The 19,986-nt window shown below is 41.9% G+C and carries 15 protein-coding genes and 1 tRNA gene; 13 read left to right on the top strand and 3 right to left on the bottom strand.

Going from position 1 to position 19,986, the window contains the following annotated elements; all coding sequences use genetic code 11:
• Window positions 1–95 precede the first annotated feature (95 nt).
• The 7 genes from KCV09_RS05570 (at window position 96) to KCV09_RS05540 (ending at window position 7,230) form a co-directional block, all read left to right on the top strand.
• Window positions 96–2,195 carry a carbon starvation CstA family protein gene (locus KCV09_RS05570; protein WP_004938363.1) on the top strand — a complete coding sequence of 700 codons (2,100 nt, stop codon included), beginning with the start codon at window positions 96–98 and terminating at the stop codon, window positions 2,193–2,195.
• Window positions 2,196–2,197: 2 nt separating this feature from the next.
• Window positions 2,198–2,500 (top strand): YbdD/YjiX family protein, encoded by a 303-nt coding sequence (locus KCV09_RS05565; protein ID WP_004938361.1) that lies wholly within the window; start codon window positions 2,198–2,200, stop codon window positions 2,498–2,500.
• Between the two features lie 77 nt (window positions 2,501–2,577).
• Entirely contained in the window at window positions 2,578–3,540 is a 963-nt protein-coding gene (locus KCV09_RS05560) for an AAA family ATPase (RefSeq protein ID WP_151816043.1), read from the top strand.
• Window positions 3,541–3,548: 8 nt separating this feature from the next.
• A complete protein-coding gene (locus KCV09_RS05555; protein ID WP_228301572.1) occupies window positions 3,549–4,457 on the top strand; it encodes a DUF58 domain-containing protein in 909 nt (302 codons plus the stop codon).
• 1 nt (window position 4,458) lies between these two features.
• Entirely contained in the window at window positions 4,459–6,459 is a 2,001-nt protein-coding gene (locus tag KCV09_RS05550) for a transglutaminase family protein (protein WP_212515663.1), read from the top strand.
• A gap of 18 nt (window positions 6,460–6,477) precedes the next feature.
• Window positions 6,478–6,554: transfer RNA gene (locus KCV09_RS05545), tRNA-Val, on the top strand.
• A gap of 232 nt (window positions 6,555–6,786) precedes the next feature.
• The gene (locus KCV09_RS05540; RefSeq protein ID WP_151976758.1) at window positions 6,787–7,230 is read left to right on the top strand and encodes a hypothetical protein; all 444 of its coding nucleotides are present in this window, start codon (window positions 6,787–6,789) and stop codon (window positions 7,228–7,230) included.
• Between the two features lie 79 nt (window positions 7,231–7,309).
• On the opposite strand, the gene KCV09_RS05535 is transcribed toward KCV09_RS05540, so the two are convergent.
• The gene (locus KCV09_RS05535; RefSeq protein ID WP_104124918.1) at window positions 7,310–7,672 is read right to left on the bottom strand and encodes a cupin domain-containing protein; all 363 of its coding nucleotides are present in this window, start codon (window positions 7,670–7,672) and stop codon (window positions 7,310–7,312) included.
• 356 nt (window positions 7,673–8,028) lie between these two features.
• On the opposite strand from KCV09_RS05535, the gene KCV09_RS05530 reads away from it, so the two are divergent.
• The 4 genes from KCV09_RS05530 to KCV09_RS05515 are packed head-to-tail and all read left to right on the top strand — an operon-like array spanning window position 8,029 to window position 11,620.
• Complete coding sequence (locus tag KCV09_RS05530) at window positions 8,029–8,700, top strand: thermostable hemolysin (RefSeq protein ID WP_149931206.1); 672 nt, start codon at window positions 8,029–8,031, stop codon at window positions 8,698–8,700.
• Window positions 8,690–10,141 carry an AMP-binding protein gene (locus tag KCV09_RS05525; RefSeq protein ID WP_151816207.1) on the top strand — a complete coding sequence of 484 codons (1,452 nt, stop codon included), beginning with the start codon at window positions 8,690–8,692 and terminating at the stop codon, window positions 10,139–10,141. Before KCV09_RS05530 ends, KCV09_RS05525 begins: the two co-directional genes overlap by 11 nt.
• A gap of 11 nt (window positions 10,142–10,152) precedes the next feature.
• The gene (locus KCV09_RS05520; protein ID WP_004938329.1) at window positions 10,153–10,821 is read left to right on the top strand and encodes a TenA family transcriptional regulator; all 669 of its coding nucleotides are present in this window, start codon (window positions 10,153–10,155) and stop codon (window positions 10,819–10,821) included.
• A gap of 16 nt (window positions 10,822–10,837) precedes the next feature.
• On the top strand, window positions 10,838–11,620 hold the full coding sequence (locus tag KCV09_RS05515; protein WP_151816209.1) for an SDR family oxidoreductase: 783 nt from the start codon (window positions 10,838–10,840) through the stop codon (window positions 11,618–11,620).
• 418 nt (window positions 11,621–12,038) lie between these two features.
• On the opposite strand, the gene ahpC is transcribed toward KCV09_RS05515, so the two are convergent.
• Window positions 12,039–12,602 carry an alkyl hydroperoxide reductase subunit C gene (ahpC, locus tag KCV09_RS05510; protein ID WP_004938324.1) on the bottom strand — a complete coding sequence of 188 codons (564 nt, stop codon included), beginning with the start codon at window positions 12,600–12,602 and terminating at the stop codon, window positions 12,039–12,041.
• A 379-nt stretch (window positions 12,603–12,981) separates the two neighbouring features.
• Here ahpC and hrpA point away from each other — a divergent pair, with 379 nt between their 5' ends.
• Window positions 12,982–16,809, top strand: a complete 3,828-nt coding sequence (hrpA, locus tag KCV09_RS05505) for an ATP-dependent RNA helicase HrpA (protein ID WP_253202376.1) — start codon at window positions 12,982–12,984, stop codon at window positions 16,807–16,809.
• 27 nt (window positions 16,810–16,836) lie between these two features.
• Window positions 16,837–17,946 (top strand): beta-ketoacyl-ACP synthase III, encoded by a 1,110-nt coding sequence (locus KCV09_RS05500; RefSeq protein WP_004938320.1) that lies wholly within the window; start codon window positions 16,837–16,839, stop codon window positions 17,944–17,946.
• Window positions 17,947–17,998: 52 nt separating this feature from the next.
• Here the strand turns inward: KCV09_RS05500 and KCV09_RS05495 are convergent, their stop codons facing one another.
• Window positions 17,999–19,669, bottom strand: a complete 1,671-nt coding sequence (locus KCV09_RS05495; protein WP_212515662.1) for an OFA family MFS transporter — start codon at window positions 19,667–19,669, stop codon at window positions 17,999–18,001.
• Window positions 19,670–19,986: the final 317 nt, after the last annotated feature.

The raw sequence follows: 19,986 nt of genomic DNA, 5'->3' as shown, positions 1-19,986 counted from the left end.
ATTAAAATAACAAAATAAGGAGTAAAGTCACGAGCTTAAGTTTCACAAAAATACGTTTTAAAGGGCATTTCGTGTTTCAAACAATGAGGTTATAAATGGATAATATACAAAGGAAATCTACCCTCAGCGCAAAACTTGGTTGGAGTTTGGTTGCCATTATTGGCGCAGTTTCATTTGGGATCCTTGCCATCAGTCGAGGTGAGCATGTCAACGCCGTTTGGCTCGTGCTCGCGGCCATCTGTGTTTACAGCATTGCGTATCGTTTTTACAGTTTATTCATTGCTACCAAAGTATTTGAATTAAATTCACGACGGTTAACCCCTGCACATCGTTTAACCGATGGCTTAGATTATGTCCCAACCAATAAATATGTATTGTTTGGGCATCACTTTGCTGCAATTGCAGGTGCAGGGCCTTTGGTTGGTCCTATTCTTGCTGCGCAGATGGGTTATTTGCCAGGCACTATCTGGCTTTTGGTCGGTGTTGTGGTGGCTGGTGCAGTACAAGACTTTATGGTCTTGTTTATCTCGACGCGCCGAGACGGACGCTCGCTGGGTGAAATGGCCAAACAAGAGCTCGGTTCTTTTGCGGGTGTGGTTGTGATGCTGGGTGCACTGGGCGTCATGATTATCATTCTAGCGGTTCTGGCACTGGTGGTGGTCAAAGCATTGGCACACAGTCCATGGGGCGTATTTAGTATTGCCGCAACCATTCCAATCGCACTCTTTATGGGTGTGTATATGCGCTATTTACGTCCGGGTAAAATCGCAGAAGTCTCGATCATCGGCTTTGTACTGATGATGCTGGCCATTGTGTATGGTGGACATATTGCAGCCGATCCATATTGGGGGCCATTTTTCACCCTGACAGGTACACAACTCACTTGGTGCCTAATAGTTTATGGCTTTATTGCTTCGGTATTACCGGTTTGGTTACTGCTTGCGCCACGTGATTATTTATCGACTTTCTTAAAAATTGGTGTGATTGCTGGTCTGGCAATCGGCATTATGGTGGCATTACCTGAGCTCAAAATGCCAGCGGTCACACATTTTATTGATGGGACGGGTCCAGTATTTTCTGGTAGTTTATTCCCGTTTTTGTTTATTACCATTGCCTGTGGTGCGATTTCAGGTTTCCACGCCTTGGTTTCAAGTGGCACCACACCAAAACTGGTCGATAACGAAGTCAATATTCGTATGATTGGTTATGGCGGTATGTTAATGGAATCATTTGTGGCCATCATGGCCATGATCTGTGCAACAGTACTAGATCCGGGAGTGTACTTTGCCATTAATGCACCGGCAGCCGTTTTAGGGACCACGGTCGAAACCGCAGCAGAAGCGGTGCGTAACCTTGGTTTTGTGGTTACCCCAGAAGCATTAACCTTGCTGGCTCAAGAAGTAGGTGAGTCGACCATTTTATCGCGTACGGGTGGAGCACCAACCTTTGCCATTGGTATGGCGCACATCATCTCTGAAATTTTCAACAATCGCTCGATGATGGCCTTCTGGTATCACTTTGCGATCTTGTTTGAAGCTTTATTTATTTTAACCGCAGTTGATGCCGGTACCCGTGCATGCCGTTTTATGGTTCAGGACACGGTTGGTATTGTGATTCCCGCAATCAAAAAATCAGGCTCCTTCGTGGGGAATATTATCGGTACTGCTGTTGCTGTGGGTGGATGGGGCTTCTTCGTTTATCAAGGCGTAGTTGATCCGCTTGGTGGGATTAACTCGTTGTGGCCGCTGTTTGGTGTAGGTAACCAAATGCTTGCTGCAATGGCACTGATTTTAGGTACAGTCATCTTGTTTAAGATGAAAAAAGAAAAGTATGTTTGGGTCACGATTGTTCCAACAATTTTCTTACTTATTACCTGTATGACGGCTGGCTGGCAAAAGATTTTCCACGAAAATCCAAAAATTGGCTTTTTGGCACAGGCCAACCGTTTTTCAGATGCAATTGCTCGTGGTGAGCTATTAAAACCAGCAAAAACAATGGCAGAAATGCAAGCTGTAGTGATTTCAAACCAAATCAATGCAGTGCTATGTGGTTTCTTTATGGTGGTTGCAATCGTCATGGTGATTGCGTCGATTGGCGTGATTCGTCGTGCGCTTGCAAGCAAAGTCCCTACGGTCAATGAAGCACCTGCTGTGTATGAGGATGCAGATGCGTCTACCGTCACACAAGGAAAATAGCGATGGAACTAAGAATTGGAAAAAATGGTAAGGCGATGATTGTGAAAATCATCAAAATGACCATTATGTCGCAAAAAGATCTGCTTCTCTCACCTAAAAATTGGTCGAGAATTGCAAATTTATTTAAGCGCTTACAGCAAAGTTTTCGCTTGATGGTAGGGGTGCCTGATTATCAGACTTATTTGGATCATATGAAGAAGCACCACGCGGATTTGACCCCGATGGATGAAAAAACTTTTCATCGCTATTGTGTCGACTCTCGCTATCCATCGAAAGGTGGAAATTTGAAGAAATGTCCGTGCTAATCGTTATGTAATTGCTTTAGAAAAAATAAAAAACGGTGTATGTTTGAGCATATGCCGTTTTTTTATGAGCCATTTCAATGTGGAAAAAACAACAATTAGAATCATCGACATATTTCAAAGAACATTCATCTCTTCAACATCATATTGAACATTACACGCCAAGCATTCAGCTTTTTTTAAATCAGATTAATCAGATCATTTTAGATAAACCGGTTCAAACCAAGCTGTCCTTGGTCTGTTTGCTGGCCAATGGGCATGTGCTATTTGAAGATTTACCGGGATTAGGTAAAACAACTTTGGCCAGTGCTTTGGCTAAGCTTGCGGGGTTGCACTTTAATCGGATTCAATTTACCAACGATATGCTGGCCAGTGATGTGATTGGCATGAATATGTTTAATCAAAAAGAATCTAATTTTGAGTTTAAGCATGGCCCTATTTTTACCCAGATTTTACTGGCCGATGAAATCAATCGTTGTAGCCCTAAAACGCAAAGTGCGCTGTTGCAAGCGATGGAAGAGGGCGTAGTAACCTTAGATAGTGTGACATATAAACTCCCCGAGCCATTTTGGGTGATTGCTACACAAAATCCAATTTTTCAGAGCGGCACTTATGCACTTCCTGAATCGCAGCTCGATCGTTTCCTCATGCGACTGAGCTTGGGATATCCATCACGTGCGGCAGAAAAAAGCCTCTTACTCGATGCCTCAAGACAGACACTTCTTGAGCAAATTACACCTGTATTGACTCATGGCGATATTGTGTTGATGCAACAGTGTGTGCAGCAGGTGTATTTAAGTGATGTCGTATTAAATTATATATTGGATTTGGCTTCTTACAGTCGCTTGCAATCACATGGTCTTTCAACACGCGCTTTACTCGCAATTAAAATGGCTGCTCAGGCATTGGCATTTGTGGAAGGTCGTGAATATGTCATTACAGACGATATACAAACAGTGTTTCCAGCGGTGGCTGCACACCGTATGAAAATGACCGAGCAGGATGCTCACCTACTTTTGGACCAGGTGGAGGTCAATGATTAGGAGTTTGGATGATGCGGACACTCTGGCAACGATGGTTAAACAAACGTTTTCGGATGGAACAAAGCACCATTTTGAAGCAACGTGATATTTTGATTTTTTTGCATCCACAAGGCATTTTGTTTCTGTTGTTAACTGTCATTACATTTATTGCCGGGATTAATTATGCCAATAATCTGATTTTGGGATTTTGCTTTTTAATAACGTCATTGCTGTGCATGAGTGTGTATCTTAGCTTTAAACAACTCCATCAACTCAAACTAGAAATTTTTTGTCCTGAAGTTGGACAGGTCAATCATGTATTGCAAATCCAGCTTCAGTTTAAACAGTCAAATCACGCGATCAGATACTTAATGATTTATTTGCCTGAATCTCAGCAACGTATATTACTCAACGAAATGAGTGGCAATATCGCATTGGAGTTTACACCCACCACACGAGGTGCGTTTGAATTGCCTCGGATAAAAATTATGTCGAGTTATCCGTTTGGAATTGTACAAGCTTGGACGTATTTACAGGTGACACAAAAAATATGGATTGCACCCGCAAGTATCAGCATCGAGATGGAAGACAAGTATGTGCAGCTTAAGCAGCAACATGATTTGGATGACTTTCGTGAACTGCAAGCTTATCGAGAAGGAGATACGCTACAGCATGTTTCATGGAAGCATCTTGCACGTGGGCAGGGATGGCTAACCAAACAATTTGAACCACACATTGAGCACAATCAGCTGGTGATTGATTACAGCGCGCTCTCTGGTCACGAACATGAACAAAAACTAAGCTGGATGATGCATTTGATTGAAATGAGCGAGCAAGCTGATCGCTCTTTTTCACTGATTTTACCTCAAACTCATTTAAAGCCATCCATGGGAGCTAATCACTCGATTCAGGCCCGAAAATTACTGGCGCAGGCCTGATATGGATAAGCAACTTTATTTTGCTGTACTACCACTCACGATCATGGTGCTTGTGGCTCAATTTGCTTATATGCCGGCGTCGGTGTCTTTGATTTGGCTCATTATGTTGCTGGTAATCGTGTGGCGATATTTTTATGCTGCGCTAAAGCCTATTTCTAAATTATTTTTGGTTGCACTGGTGTGTACGGCGCTTGGTCTGATTTATTTATCTTTTAAAACCTTTTTGGGTGTCGAGGCGGGCGTAGCATTACTCACGACTTGCTTATATGCCAAATGTATCGAAAGCAAAAGTACCCGAGATTTATTGGTTGTATTTAATTTTGGTCTCTTTGTCTGTGCCAGTTTATTTCTACATAGTCAGTCAGCCTTGATGCTTATTGGCGTTTTGGTTGGGCTGATATTTTGTTTAATTGGATTATATCGTATTCAAATTCATGGTTTTATAGAGACGAACTCTACACGATCATCTATCAAGTATGATGTGATTTTAACAATACGAACCATTTTGATTGCAACTCCGTTTTTCCTGATTTTATTTATATTTTTTCCCCGCTTTCCACCACTTTGGCATGTTCCGCTTACCTCGCATCAGGGCATGACTGGAATGAGTGACCAGATGTCGCCGGGTGACATTGCAGAATTGTCTCAATCGACCGCCTTGGCTTTTCGTATTATGGGTGATCTTACGCAATTGCCCATACAGCAGCAGCGCTATTGGCGTGCGATGGTGCTTGATCAGTATGATGGTACTGTCTGGACGAGCCATGCGGTTAACCAGCTTCCAATACGTAACGAAATATTCCCTCATCAGGTAGTTCGCTATCAATATTTATCGGCCCTGCCGAATCAGTCTTGGATCATGGGATTAGATCAATCAGGCGTGCACGATCCAAATTATCAGCAGTATGCTGATGGCAGTATTAAACAAATTCGAAGACCATCAGGCACTGTACCCATCGAATTGTATTGGATGCAAACACAGACCAATACTACTGCACGAGCGATACAGTTAAGACAAGCACTAGATGCACCCCAACAGCTTGCACCGCAGACTTTTGCACTTGCACAACAGCTCTGGCAGCAAAGTAATTCGAGTCCAAGTCTTTATATTGAGCGCGTACTACACTGGTATCAAACACAAGGTTTTGTTTACACCCTATCGCCTGGCGTACTGAGTGGTAATCGAATGGATCAGTTTCTTTTTGAGCGCAAAGAAGGATTTTGTGAGCATTATGCATCAAGTTTTGTACTGTTGATGCGCTATGCAGGCATACCGGCAAGAATAGTGGTGGGCTATCAAGGCGGACAGCTCGCACCCGATGCAAAAAGTTGGGAAGTTCGCCAGCTTGACGCTCATGCATGGACCGAAGTTTATTTAAATGATACATGGCAACGCATCGACCCAACTGCCGTGATTGCACCAGCTCGAATCGATGAAGGTATGCAACGCTATCTTGAGGGCAACCAAAATGTCTGGGGTAATCAGGCGCAAAGTGGATGGGCAAGACACAATTTTAATTTTTTAAAAACACTCATTATCTGGCGCGATTATTTTGACTATCAATGGCAAAGTAAAGTAGTGGGCTATGATGTAAATCGTCAGCAGAATTTTTTGGCAAGTTTGGGGATTTTTTCCAGTACCAAAGCTATGTTGATGATGTTGAGTTTGATTGCTGTGGTTGTCATCATTTTTGTGTGGGGCCATGGTTATTTTTATCGACCTAAACCCTCAAGGCTTGAGCGCTTGATTAATGGCTTTAGCCATAAGATTCATAAATCACTGCAAAAAAATAAAAGTGAAACCTTCAAATCATGGTTTCAGCGACTTTCGATGCATGTAAAACATACAAAACCTTTTGATGATGTGATTGCTGTACATGAAAAAATTCAGTTTTCAGGTGAGTTTTCAGACAAAGATTATATAAAATTCAAAGAATTGCTTAAACTGTGTGCATCTGAATTAAAGTCGTTAGAAAAAGCTTGTGTTCGTAAGGGAAACTGAATATTATTGCAACCACTTAGGCGTATAGCTCAGTTGGTTAGAGCGCTACGTTGACATCGTAGAGGTCTCCAGTTCGAGTCTGGATATGCCTACCAAGATAAAACAAGGGTTTACAAGCAATTTCAATGACTTGTAAGCCCTTTTTTTATTGTCTGGCGTTTGTGATTTTGATTAAAATGACAACAAAATTGCAGAAATAAACAATAAATTGCACCAAGATTGCACCAAGAAGAGGATGAATGAAGCTCTTAATCAAAAAGTAAATGATCTGGGGTCTTTAAATTTGCTATCATTTCAATTTCACAGACGTTTTAAACCGCTTATACAATGACAACTAGAGTATATCTTAACCTAACTCATTCATCTGGTACTAAAAGCGCTGATAGCCGTAATCAAAAAGAAAAGTTTATCGATTATTGTGAGAATAAATACTTATCTAATCAAGAATTCAATCTTGGAATAAAACAATCTGAGCTTACTCTTGAGGAAAAAATTGAAAAACAAAAATGTTTTGATGCTGTTAACTTAAAATTTCCTCCAGAATATTACTTTTCCTTAGGGCTTATCATATTACCTTTTTTATTTTTTTCATTTTTAATGATTAAAGGATCCTTAGCTATAAAAAGATCTCACAAAAGTACTTTTTTCCATTCTAAAAAACAATATGGGATGATTTTTAAAACTTTCATTGCTGTAATATTAACCATTACATTTTGGGTTTTTCTAGTGATGTTATACAACATGTATTTAAATCAAAAATATTCATTCTAAATGAATGTTTGAGATGTAAAAGTTGTATTCATCTCCCCCATATAAGAGGGAGTTCATTATGAATACTCAATAAAAATCTTTAACTTACATCCACAATCACGAAATACTTTTTGACTTGTTCTACCACTTCAAAACGACCCTGAAAGTTTGGGGGAATAATGCCCGCTTCACCGGCAGCAACCTCGATAAATTGCTCTGATTGAGCATCATGAATACGTACTTTTCCTTGAATGACGCTAAAAAATTCTTGTTTATGCGGACTGAACTGAATATTCCATGACCCAACTTCACATTCCCAGATACCACAGTTCATTGCGGGATGTTGATAAAGATCATAGGTTAGGCGCTTCGGATTGCCACTGACTAAACGGTCAGGTCGCGGATAGTCTACACTTACATTAGCAACAGTTTGGCCAGAGCCTGCCAAATAAATAGATGACATAACGTTCCCCAAAGAAATTTTTGAAATTATACGTCTAATTGATACGGTCTGATTATTATTTTTGAATATTCAATTAAAATTAGTTTAATATGATCATAACTAAAATATCACGATGATAATTTTAAATGGTATGCGTTCTCATTTTATAATGATTTTTAGTTAAATTATGATGAATCGTTAACAAGGGTTTAAAATCATATTTTATTTAAGTGCTTAATTTTTATGAAATTTTGTTTATCTTAAAAATAGCTTAATTACAAAAAAATATAATCACACTGAGTATTTTTTAAGTTTTCCTAAGAATCTCTTCATTTTTCATTTTGATACTGAGTTTATCGAATATTTGGAATATTCAAATGAGCCTAGTATTTAAAGAACACTTTCCAATTGAAGTGAAAGATAAAAAAGCACAACTCAATATGTTTTGTGTGGACGAAGCTCATCCACTCAGATCACAGTGTGAACTGTTTGTACAAGATCGTTTTCGTGCCATTTATGCAGCTGAAATTTATCAGTTCATGCCAGTCTTTTTGGCAGTGTTTGATTGCAATATGCACTGTCAAGCTGTCGTAGGAATTCGATTAGCTGCGACTCACACACTCTTTCTGGAGCAATACTTAGATAAACCAATCGATCAAATGATCAATGACAAAACTGGTCGTGTGTTTACGCGTGAGCAGGTAATTGAAGTTGGGAATTTGTCGGGTATCCATCATGGTAGTTCGCGTTTAATTATCGGCTTTCTCACATGGATACTGGCACAGAATCATTTTAAATGGGTGAGTTTTACAGGGCATCACCATCTCATTAACAGCTTCAAAAAGTTGGGTCTATCTTTGCTTGATTTAAGAGATGCCGACCCCGAGCGACTAGAAGATGGTTATGAGCATTGGGGAAGTTATTACAGCCATCATCCGCATGTATTTGCAGCAGATGTTATGCAATGTGCGTTTAATTTAAATCAGCTCAACATCTTTAATGCAATGGGTTTGGAAGCACTTCGTGAGGATATCGATCATGTTGCCTAAACTAACCGAGTTTAAATCCAGATTGCAGCAATTGAGCTTGAGTGCTCCAAATGTGGTTGCACTTCGTGATCAGGATCAACAGATCACCTATGAAATGCTTTGGTCGGAAATTCAAGCCAGACAAACACAATTGACACAGCTGTCAACTCGTATGGTGGCTTTGTTTTTAGAAAACTCAGTCGATTTATTACTCTGGGATTTAGCTTTACTTTTTGCTGATATTCCTACCATATTATTGCCTCCATTTTTTACCCATTCACAACTGCAATATTGTCTTGAAATTTCTCAAGCCGATTTAATTATTACTCAGTCTGATTTTATTTTAGAGGGTCATACGAGCTATGAAAAACAGCAGGGGTACTGGCGTTTAAAAGCACCTCTACACATTGCTTTACCAGAAACAACTCAAAAATTAACCTTTACGTCGGGCACTACGGGTCAACCCAAAGCTGTGTGTTTAGGAAGTGAACAAATTCTAACAGTCGCGCAATCACTCTGCCAGGCGATTGCTTCATCTCAGCCTGAAACACATTTAGCCCTAATGCCGCTAGCGGTGTTACTTGAAAATATCGGCTGCTATGCCATTTTAATGCGTGGCGGCAGCATCCAGTTGGCCAAAGCAGCCGAACTAGGATTGCGCGGCGCAAGTAGTGTTGATATACAAACTTTCGCAAAATTTATTCAAAGTTCACATCCACAGAGTCTGATTTTAGTTCCTCAGTTTCTTGCTTTGCTGGTCGAAGCCGTTTCCACCAAACTCATTCGCGCTGAATGCTTTCGGTTTATTGCAGTTGGCGGTGGGCATGTCAATCCAGAATTGCTCAAGAAAGCCAATAAACTTCAATTACCTGTCTATCAAGGCTACGGACTTTCAGAGTGTGCTTCAGTCGTGGCGTTAAATACACCAGAAGCGAATCGTGCAGGGAGCGTGGGTAAACCCTTACCGCATGTACAGGTCAAAATTGCTGAAGACGGCGAAATTTTAGTGGCCAATAACCGCTGCCTTGGCTATCTGAACCATCCACAAATGCCAGACCCATACTGGCCGACAGGTGATTTAGGACATCTTGACCAAGATGGCTTTTTATACATTCGTGGTCGTAAAAAACATCAGTTTATTACCAGTTTCGGTCGTAATGTTAATCCTGAATGGGTCGAAGCACTTTTAAGCCAGACGGGCGTCGTGGGGCAAGCTTTTGTTTATGGTGAAGCTTTACCAGAAAACTACGCGCTGCTATGGCCGGTGAATACAGCCATTACCAACGAACAGATCGATCAGATTATTCAACATGCCAATCATCAGTTGCCTGATTACGCTCAGGTCAAACACTGGGTTCGGCTTACAGAACCCTTTAGCCCCAACAATCAACTTGCCACTGCAAATGGCCGATTGCGTCGCGATGAAATCGCACGTCGTTTTCAACATGTTTTTTCTGCTTAAAGGAATCTACTATGCAATTTTTTCAACAACTTCAAAATGCAACCGCTCAGGAAAGACAGAAACTTTTTTCAACCTCCCTGATTGAAGATGCTTTAAATAGCCGTTTGTCACTTGAACAGTACTGTGCATTTTTAAGCCAGGCCTATCATCATGTGCGCTTTACAGTACCCCTCATGATGGCCGCAGGCGCACAACTTCCAGAGCGTCTGTCTTGGTTGCAACCTGCCATTTGCGAATATATTGAAGAAGAAGCAGGGCACGAGCAGTGGATTTTAAATGACCTCAAAGCTTGCGGTGTAGATCCAGAGATTGTCAAAAATAGCCGCCCGTGCCAGCCAATCGAATTGATGGTGGCATTTTTATTTGATCAGGTTAGACGCGTCAACCCTATTGCGCTGTTTGGTATGGTTAATGTGCTTGAAGGCACTAGTGTGTCAGTGGCCACCGAAGCAGCAGAGAAAATTCAGCAACATCTAAACTTACCGAATAAAGCATTTAGCTACTTAAAGTCGCACGGTAGTTTAGATATTTCGCACATGCAAAATTTTGAAAAACTCATGAACAGTGTGACCGACGAAAAAGATCAACAAGACATTATTCATTGTTCAAAAGTCGTGTTCTCGTTATATACCCAGATGTACGAGCAAGTTCCAGCGCTCGGTCTGCGATTCGCTGCATAAAAGAGGAGTGACAGGGATGCAATTATCGAATGCACATGTGGTACTAACCGGTGCAAGTGGGGGAATCGGACTTGCCCTCTGTGATGCACTTTGTAAAGAAGGCGCTAAAGTTTTGGCGATTGCGAGAAATACACAGGCTTTATCGTCTTTGCAGCAAAAATATACGGGGCAAATCAAAGTTCTGCGTGCAGATTTACTCAATTTTGAAGATCTAAACAAGGTCATTCAGACTGCTCAGCAAATTGATGGCTTAAATCTGCTGATCAATGCCGCGGGAGTAAATTGCTTTGCTACTTTAGATCATCAAACACCTGAGCAAATTCAGAAATTGGTGCATTTAAATGTCACTGCGCCCATGAGCTTAACAGCAAGTTTGATTTCAAAATTAAATGCAGGTGGTCAGGCCAAGATTGTCAATGTTGGTTCCATCTATGGCTCATTGGGTTTTGCAGGATACACCACTTATTGTGCCACTAAATTTGCCTTAAGAGGCTTCTCGGAAGCGCTCAGACGAGAGCTTGCAGATAGCAATATTCAGGTACTTTATGTGGCGCCACGCGCGACCCAGACCACCATGAACAGTCAGGCAGCTATGGATTTGATGAAGGCGATGGGAAGCAAGGCAGACAGTCCAGAACTGGTGGCTAAAGTAATCGTGCAATCCATTTTGCAAGACAAACAAACCATCTACATTGGTTGGCCTGAGCGTGGTTTTGTCATGATGAATTCGATCATGCCGCATGTGATTGATCAGGGCGTGCGTAAGCATCTCACGTTGATTCATCAATTAGGACACTAAGTTATATCTAGGCACTCAAGGCTTTGTGATCAAACAAAGCCTTTTTTATTTTACTCAATTGTTAAAAATTGCGATGGAATGTTATTTTCAAAACGATTAAATACTAAGTAATTGAAATTTAATATGATTGATTGGTACTAAAAAAGGACATTAAACTGATTAAATATTGACCGTTTTGTATTTCAGTGCTAATGTTAATTCAAGGCCAACATATTCTTCCTGATTTCAAGGATAACTTAGTCAGGTGAACACAGATATGCAAGCCTGAATACGACTGCGTTAAACATCAGAATATTAGCGCCGTAACGCTGATATTACATGTTGCTGAAAAGCCCGTTAAGCGGGCTTTTTTAATGGTTTTTTTTAAATATTTTAAATAAAAAAACCGCCCAAATGGGCGGCCTTTTCTGTGGGTAAATTAGATTTTACCAACAAGGTCGATAGAAGGAGCAAGTGTTGCTTCGCCTTCTTTCCATTTAGCTGGGCATACTTCACCTGGGTGAGCGTGAACGTATTGCGCTGCTTTTACTTTACGAAGAAGTTCTTGAGCGTCACGACCGATACCACCTGCGTTGATTTCAACGATTTGGATTTTACCTTCTGGGTCGATCACGAATGTACCGCGGTCAGCAAGACCAGCAGATTCGATTAACACGTCAAAGTTTTTAGAAAGCGTCCAAGTTGGATCGCCTACTAATGGGTATTGGATTTTTTTGATTGCTTCTGAAGTGTCGTGCCAAGCTTTGTGTGTGAAATGCGTGTCAGTAGAAACACCATAAATTTCAACACCAAGGTTTTTGAATGCTTCGTAGTTGTCAGCCAAATCTTCTAATTCTGTTGGGCAAACAAAAGTAAAGTCTGCAGGATAGAAGAATACAACAGACCATTTGCCTTTAAGATCGGCTTCAGTGACTTCAACAAATTGACCTTGATGGTAAGCTGTTGCTTTAAATGGTTTAACTTCAGTATTAATTAAGCTCATCAATTTCTCCATATATCATGAATGAGATGTTATCGTTAACTTTAAAACTTAAAATAGAATAAAGAACTTTGACTTATTGGGGAAATAGTATTTTTGCATAAACAATATCGGAAAAGTGAATTGAGTATACAATTGCCTAAGATTTCTCCATCCGATCGGTATTACAACTCTAGGCAAGTTGTATGATCGTTCTATGACAGCCTTCAGCACGCCGCATTCTTGTTTGTATTGAGGCATATGTGATTAATTTCAAGCGCATTCACAAAAAAAGAAATAGACTGAATGACTTTCGTTCATGCATATTCCCGCGTAAAATGGACGATCTATTGAAAATGATTAGGAATACTTATCTGTGCATAGTGGTTTAGATGTAGATCAAATGGTTATGGTGCGTGACCGACATCGCTTAAATCGACTAGGCAAGGGTAAAGATAAAAATCCAGAGCAATATCAGTCTTTATTTGAGAAATCCAATGCTCAAGTCAAAGCACGCCTAGCACGTTTACCCAACATTAAACTGAATCAGGATCTGCCAGTTACCCAATATGCAGACCAATTGATTGCAGCAATTCAAAAATATCAGGTGATTATTGTAGCGGGTGAAACAGGTTCAGGAAAAACCACACAGTTACCTCAAATTGCTATGCTGGCTGGTCGTGGTCTTACTGGCATGATTGGTCATACGCAGCCGCGTCGTTTGGCAGCACGCAGCGTATCTCAGCGTATTGCAGAAGAAGTGGGCGAAAAGCTAGGCGAATCAATCGGTTTTAAAGTGCGGTTCAATGAGCAAGGTTCGAATGATTCCATCGTGCGCCTCATGACGGACGGTATCTTACTGGCTGAGTTAGGACATGACCGCTTTTTAAATAAATACGACACCATCATCATCGATGAAGCGCATGAGCGTTCATTGAATATCGACTTTATTATGGGTTATCTCAAACAAATTTTGAGCAAACGCCCTGATCTAAAAGTCATCATTACTTCGGCAACGCTAGATGTAAACCGTTTTAGTGCTTATTTTAATCATGCACCCATTTTTGAAGTGGAAGGTCGCAGCTTTCCGGTTGAAGTCCGTTATCGCCCAATTTCTGAGCTAAGTATTGGCAGTAGTGATGACGATGAGTTTGATGATTTTGAAGAGAATTTACCGCGTGCAGTGGTACAGGCAGTCGAAGAATGTTTTGCCGATGCCGAAGAAAAAGGCCATCCGCAGCATGCAGATATCCTGATTTTTTCAAGTACTGAACAGGAAATTCGAGAGTTACAAGAAACATTAGAAAAATATGGCCCGAAGCATACCGAAATTTTGCCGCTATACGCTCGTTTGGGTTTAAGCGAACAACAAAAGATTTTTACGCCGGGAAATAAAGGCCGTCGAATTATCATTTCGACCAACGTTGCCGAAACCGCGCTGACCGTACCCAATATTCGCTATGTCATCGATAGTGGCTTTGCGCGAATTTCGCGCTATAACTATCGCTCTCGTGTACAGCGCTTACCCATAGAAGCCATTTCACAAGCCGCAGCAAATCAGCGTAAAGGACGCTGTGGTCGTATTGCGCCGGGTGTATGTATTCGTCTATACAGCGAAGAAGATTTTACTAGCCGTCCAGCCTTTACTGAACCTGAAATTAAACGAACCAATTTGGCTTCGGTTATTTTACAGATGCAAAGCTTGGGCTTGGGGCGCGTTGAAGAATTTGATTTCATTGAACCGCCAGACCATCGTTTAGTCAATGACGGACGCAAGCTGTTGGTCGAGCTGGGCGCGTTTAATGAACAAAAAGCCACACTGACTCAAGTCGGGCAAATCATGGCACGCATGCCGATCGATCCGCGTTTGGCGCGTATGATTGTCGGCGGTTCTCATTTTGGCGTGTTGAATGAAATTTTGGTGGTGGTGAGTGCCCTCGCGGTACAAGATCCGCGTGAGCGTCCTGCCGACAAACAAGTGCAAGCCGATCAGAAACATGCGTTGTTTCGTGAAGCTGACTCTGACTTTTTGTTTTATCTTAAACTCTGGGATACCTTAAAAAATAGCCCGGAAACATCGAGTGAAAATAAACGTCGTCATTTTGCTCGTCAGCATTTTCTGAGCTGGTTACGTTTGCGCGAGTGGAAGCAAACCCATGCACAGTTGGTCGATCTGGCAAAAGGCTTAAATTTATCTTTTAATGAAAAAACTGCCACCTATGAAAATTTGCATCGCGCACTGCTAACAGGCTTACTGTCGTTTATTGCCAATAAAACCGATGAACGAAACATTTATATGGCTGTGCGCCAGCAAAAAGCCAAAGTGTTTCCAGCGAGTACGCTGCACAAATCGAATACGGCATGGGTCATGGCCTTCGAAATGGTCGAAACCTCACAGGTGTATTTAAGAACTTTGGCCAAAATCGATCCGGAATGGATATTGCTTGCGGCACGAGATTTACTGAAATATCACTACTACGAGCCACACTGGTCGAAAAAAACAGGCTTGGTACAAGCTTATGCACAAATTTCGTTGTTTGGCCTGATTGTAGAGCCAAAGCGACTGGTCAATTTCGAAAAAGTCGATCATCCTGCCGCGCGTGAAATTTTCCTTCGTGATGCGCTCACGACTGGCAATTTAGGCATCACGCCACCATTTTTAAAGCATAATTTACTTAAGCTCGAAGAAGTTGAGCGAGTTGAAGACAAGTTGCGTCGCCGTGATTTAGTGGTTGATGAAGAAACAGTCTATCAATTTTATGCCGAACGTGTTCCTGCCGAAATAGCAAGTCGACGTAGTTTTGAAGACTGGCGTGCAACGGTTGAACCCAAACAGCCCCGTTATTTGTTTATTGATGACGATGCGCTCTGGCAAAATGATCGACCAACCACGCAACAATTTCCGGATTATTTGCAAAATGGTGAACTCCGTCTCGCTACTAGTTATCGTTTCGATCCGAGTCATGATGAAGACGGTGCAACGGTTAAAATTCCAGTGCAGGCACTGCCACAAGTGGATGAAAATCGTTGGTCTTGGGGGATACCGGGTTGGCGTCTGGATTTAATCGAAGCTTTGCTTAAATCTTTACCTAAAGACAAGCGTCGTCATTTGGTTCCCATTCCCGATACAGCCAAAAAACTGATGCAATCAGTTGATGCTGTCCATTTAAATCAGCATGTTTTTAAATTTTTGGCTTTTGCACTTCGTGGCGAAGAGATCACCGAAAAAGATTTCTCTTTTGAGCGAATTGAGCAGTATCTGGTGCCGTTTATTGTGGTGACCGATGAAAAAGGGCGTATTCTTGAAAAAGGACGCGACCTTGCTGAACTCAAAGCGCGTTGTCGTACCGAAACTCATCGTCCGGTGAAGCAGTTGAAAGGCGAGTTTCAACAATTTCCTGACAACTTCGTATTTGAAGCATCGCAGAAAGTAACGGGTGTGGTGGTAAAGCAGTATCAGGCTTTGGTACCTGCTAAAGCTTTTACTGCACTCGAGCAAAAAGATGAATCTGGCGTGGTCATTCAAACCTTTAACGATCAGCATGAAGCGATTAAGCAGCATCGTGAAGGTGTGATTCGCCTGATTCATATGCAGTTGGGGGATTTAACTCGCCAGTTGAAAAAGCAGATTTCCAAACCGCTTTTCTTGGCCTATTCACCTTTGGGTGAAAAAGCCAAACTCGAGCAAATGCTGGTGTATGCGACACTTCAGCTCAGCATCGATACCTTACCAGTCAATAAGGCTGAGTTTGAAGCACTGCTTAAACAGGTCAAACAGCAGTTCTTAACGCATGGACAGCAAGCTTTAGAAGTGATTTCCGATATCTTTGTTCAGTGGCAAGACATTCGTCGTCAACTGATGATGCTGGATGGCGATATTTTTGGTCGTAGCATTGACGATATTGAAGATCAGCTGGATTTAATGCAGCTTAGCGACTTTGTGTATACGCAAGGGTCAGAGGTTTGGCTTGAATATCCACGTTATTTAAAAGCATTATTAATGCGTTTAGATCGTTTACCCAATAATTTAAAGCGTGATGAGTCGGCCATTGCCGATGTTGACCCTTGGATGGATAAGCTCTTTAAGTTTAAGCACAAACCTGAACTTAAAGAGATTTATTTTATGGTTGAAGAACTGAGAATCTCACTGTTTTCACAACCTATGAAAACCAAGATGCCAGTGTCATCATCACGTCTGCAAAAAGCTTGGCAGCGTTTAGGAATTCAATAATCCCCGCATTCTCATAAGGAGTTTTACATGGGCGTACGTATTACCGGTACAGGTTTGTACCATCCAGCCGAATCGATTAGTAATCAAGAACTGGTCGAAAGTCTTAATGCCTATGTAGAACAGTATAATCAGGACAATGCTGAGAAAATCGCTGCGGGTGAGTTGCCAGAGCGTTTAGGCTCAAGTGCTGAGTTTATTGAGAAAGCATCAGGGATTCAGCGCCGTTACGTGATTGAAAAATCAGGTGTACTTGATCCATCACGCTTGCGCCCACGCCTTGAAGAACGTACCGATGACGAGCTTTCGATTCAAGCCGAATGGGGCGTGTGGGCAGCAAAGGATGCCATGACCAATGCGGGGGTAGCTCCGGAAGATATCGATGTCGTGATTTTGGCATGCTCTAATTTGCAGCGTGCCTATCCGGCAGTTGCTGTAGAAATACAGACGGCGCTCGGGATCGAAGGATATGCCTATGATATGAATGTGGCATGTTCGGCGGCAACGTTTGGCTTAAAACAGGCATATGATGCCATTAAGTCTGGCGCGCGCCGTGTGCTACTGGTCAATGTTGAAATTACTTCAGGCCATACCGACTATCGTTCACGCGATTGTCACTTTATTTTCGGTGATGTTGCTACGGCATCGATTATTGAAGACACCGAAACTAAAAATGGGTTTGAAATTTTAGATATCCATTTGTTTACCCAGTTTTCCAATAATATTCGTAATAACTTCGGCTTTTTAAATCGAAGTGAAGATGCGGTACGTGATGACAAGCAGTTCCGACAAGATGGCCGTAAAGTATTTAAGGAAGTGTGTCCTTTGGTGGCAAAAATCATCAGTACACAACTTGAAAAAAACCAAATTGAAGCTGAGTCGATCAAGCGTTTCTGGTTGCATCAGGCTAATCTGAACATGAATCAGCTGATTGCCAAACTGGTATTGGGTAAAGATGCTGAACCTGAGCGCACACCTATTATCTTAGATGAATTTGCCAACACGTCATCTGCGGGAGTAATGATTGCGCTGCATCGTACGGGTCATGAGGTCGAATCAGATGAATATGGCGTAATCTGTTCATTTGGTGCGGGTTATTCTGTTGGATCGATCTTGGTTCAAAAGCGACTAGCAAGCTAATTATTAGCGCATAAAAAATCCCGCCGATGCGGGATTTTTTATGCGCTAAGCGTTACTGAATAAAAGCTTTAACGCTGATGAGTGTACGATAAATGCCCCAGAGTAATGGAATACCCACCGCTAGCCATGCCAATACCACCAGTAACAGGTGGTTGTTACTTGCAGTACTCGATTCAGTCGGAATCGCGCTTGATACTTGTTGATTTTCATGATGTTTTTCGGCACTTTTTTGCTCTGCTTCAAGTTCGGCTGGCGTCATGAAATACTTGGGATTGACCGGACGAATACATAGGTTACAAATTAAACCCACAATTAATAAGCTTGCCAAAATAAACATGGTCTGGTTATAGACTTGGCTCGCTGCAAGACCTAAACCAAGTTGATAGTCACGCATATTATTCACAATCACAGGCCCTAAAATACCGGCGGTAGCCCATGCGGTGAGTAATCGACCATGAATTGCGCCAACCATTTGGGTGCCGAATAAATCGGCCAGATAAGCCGGAACTGTAGCAAATCCACCTCCGTACATACTGATGATGATACAGATCGCCCCAACAAATAACAGCTTACTTTCCATTTGCGCTGCAAACGGTACAAAAGCGTATAAAACCGCACCTAAAATAAAAAATACGCTATAGGTGGCTTTACGCCCGATACGATCGGATAAGCTGGCCCACGCAATCCGACCCCCAATATTAAATAGACTCAGCAATGCAGTGAAGCCGGCAGCGATTGCTGCAATAGTTTTGAGCTGATCTTGACTAAGTTCTGAAAATTTTAAAGGTAGCCCAATTAACTGACCCGCAAAAACCTCCTGAAGCATGGGTGAAGCCATGCCAATCACGCCGATCCCCGCGGAAACGTTCATGCAGAGTACCGCCCAGACCAGCCAGAACTGAGGGATGCCCCAGATCTTTTTAACATGCACATGTTGTTTGGTAATAAATGCATTTTGCTGCATTTTGGCGCTCGGTTCCCAACCTGCAGGTTTCCAGTTTTGTGCCGGAATTCGGTAAGTCAGTGCACCCGCAACCATAAATACAAAATAGACCAGCGCCATGCAAACAAAAGTCGCTGCCACGCCCACATTGGTTGGTGTTGAAAAGTGTGCCATTAATTCGACTGCAAGAGGTGAACCAATCATGGCACCGCCACCAAAGCCCATAATCGCCAAGCCTGTTGCCAAACCGCGGCGGTCGGGGAACCATTTAATTAGTGTACTGACGGGGGAGATATAACCCAAACCTAAGCCAATTCCGCCAATCACGCCTGATCCTAAAAGCATCAACCAGAACTGATGTAAATGAATGCCGAGTGCAGAAATCAGCATGCCGCCACACCAGCACAGCGCACTAATCAGTCCAGCCTTTCGTGGGCCAACGCGCTCTAACCATCCCCCCCAAATTGCAGCGGAGCTCCCCAGCAAAACAAAAAACAGCGTATACATCCAGCCGAGCGTCGAGATTTTCCAGTCACAAGTGGTAATAAACAATTGCTGAAAAAAGCCGACATCGGCAGCACAAGCGACAGGATCTTCAATTCCAATTGCTTTGGAGAGCGGTAGCCAGAACACCGAAAATCCATAGGCCATACCAATACACAGATGAATGGCAAGAGCGGCAGGAGGGACGAGCCAGCGATTAAAATCTGGCTTTGCAATGATTCTTTGCTTAGAAAGAAAGGGGGGCTGAGCGCCAGAGGTTGAATCTGTTGTTGCCATAACGTGATTTCCCTATTTTATTTGCTTCGATATACGTCATAGTTTGGCCTTTGTCGATGATTATTTATTGAGATCTGATTGAAAATCTGGTTGTTAGTATCGACAAATCTTAAAATTTTTTGGCGCAGACATGGAGTAGACGATTTTTCCATCATACAGGGAGTTTAAAAATAAGGAATCTTAAAAATATTGAGGATGCGATTCTATTTAGAGTCGTAAGAATTCATCAAAATTATTATAAATTAATGTTTTAAACTATTTTTTTTATCAAGATATAAAAATTAGATCAAGAATAATCAAAAAAACAATGATGAATA

The sequence above is a fragment of the Acinetobacter soli genome (genome assembly GCF_018139125.1).
Lineage (GTDB): Bacteria > Pseudomonadota > Gammaproteobacteria > Pseudomonadales > Moraxellaceae > Acinetobacter > Acinetobacter soli.
The sequence above is the reverse complement of the archived record's forward strand: the minus strand, read 5'-3'. Positions and strand labels throughout refer to the sequence as shown.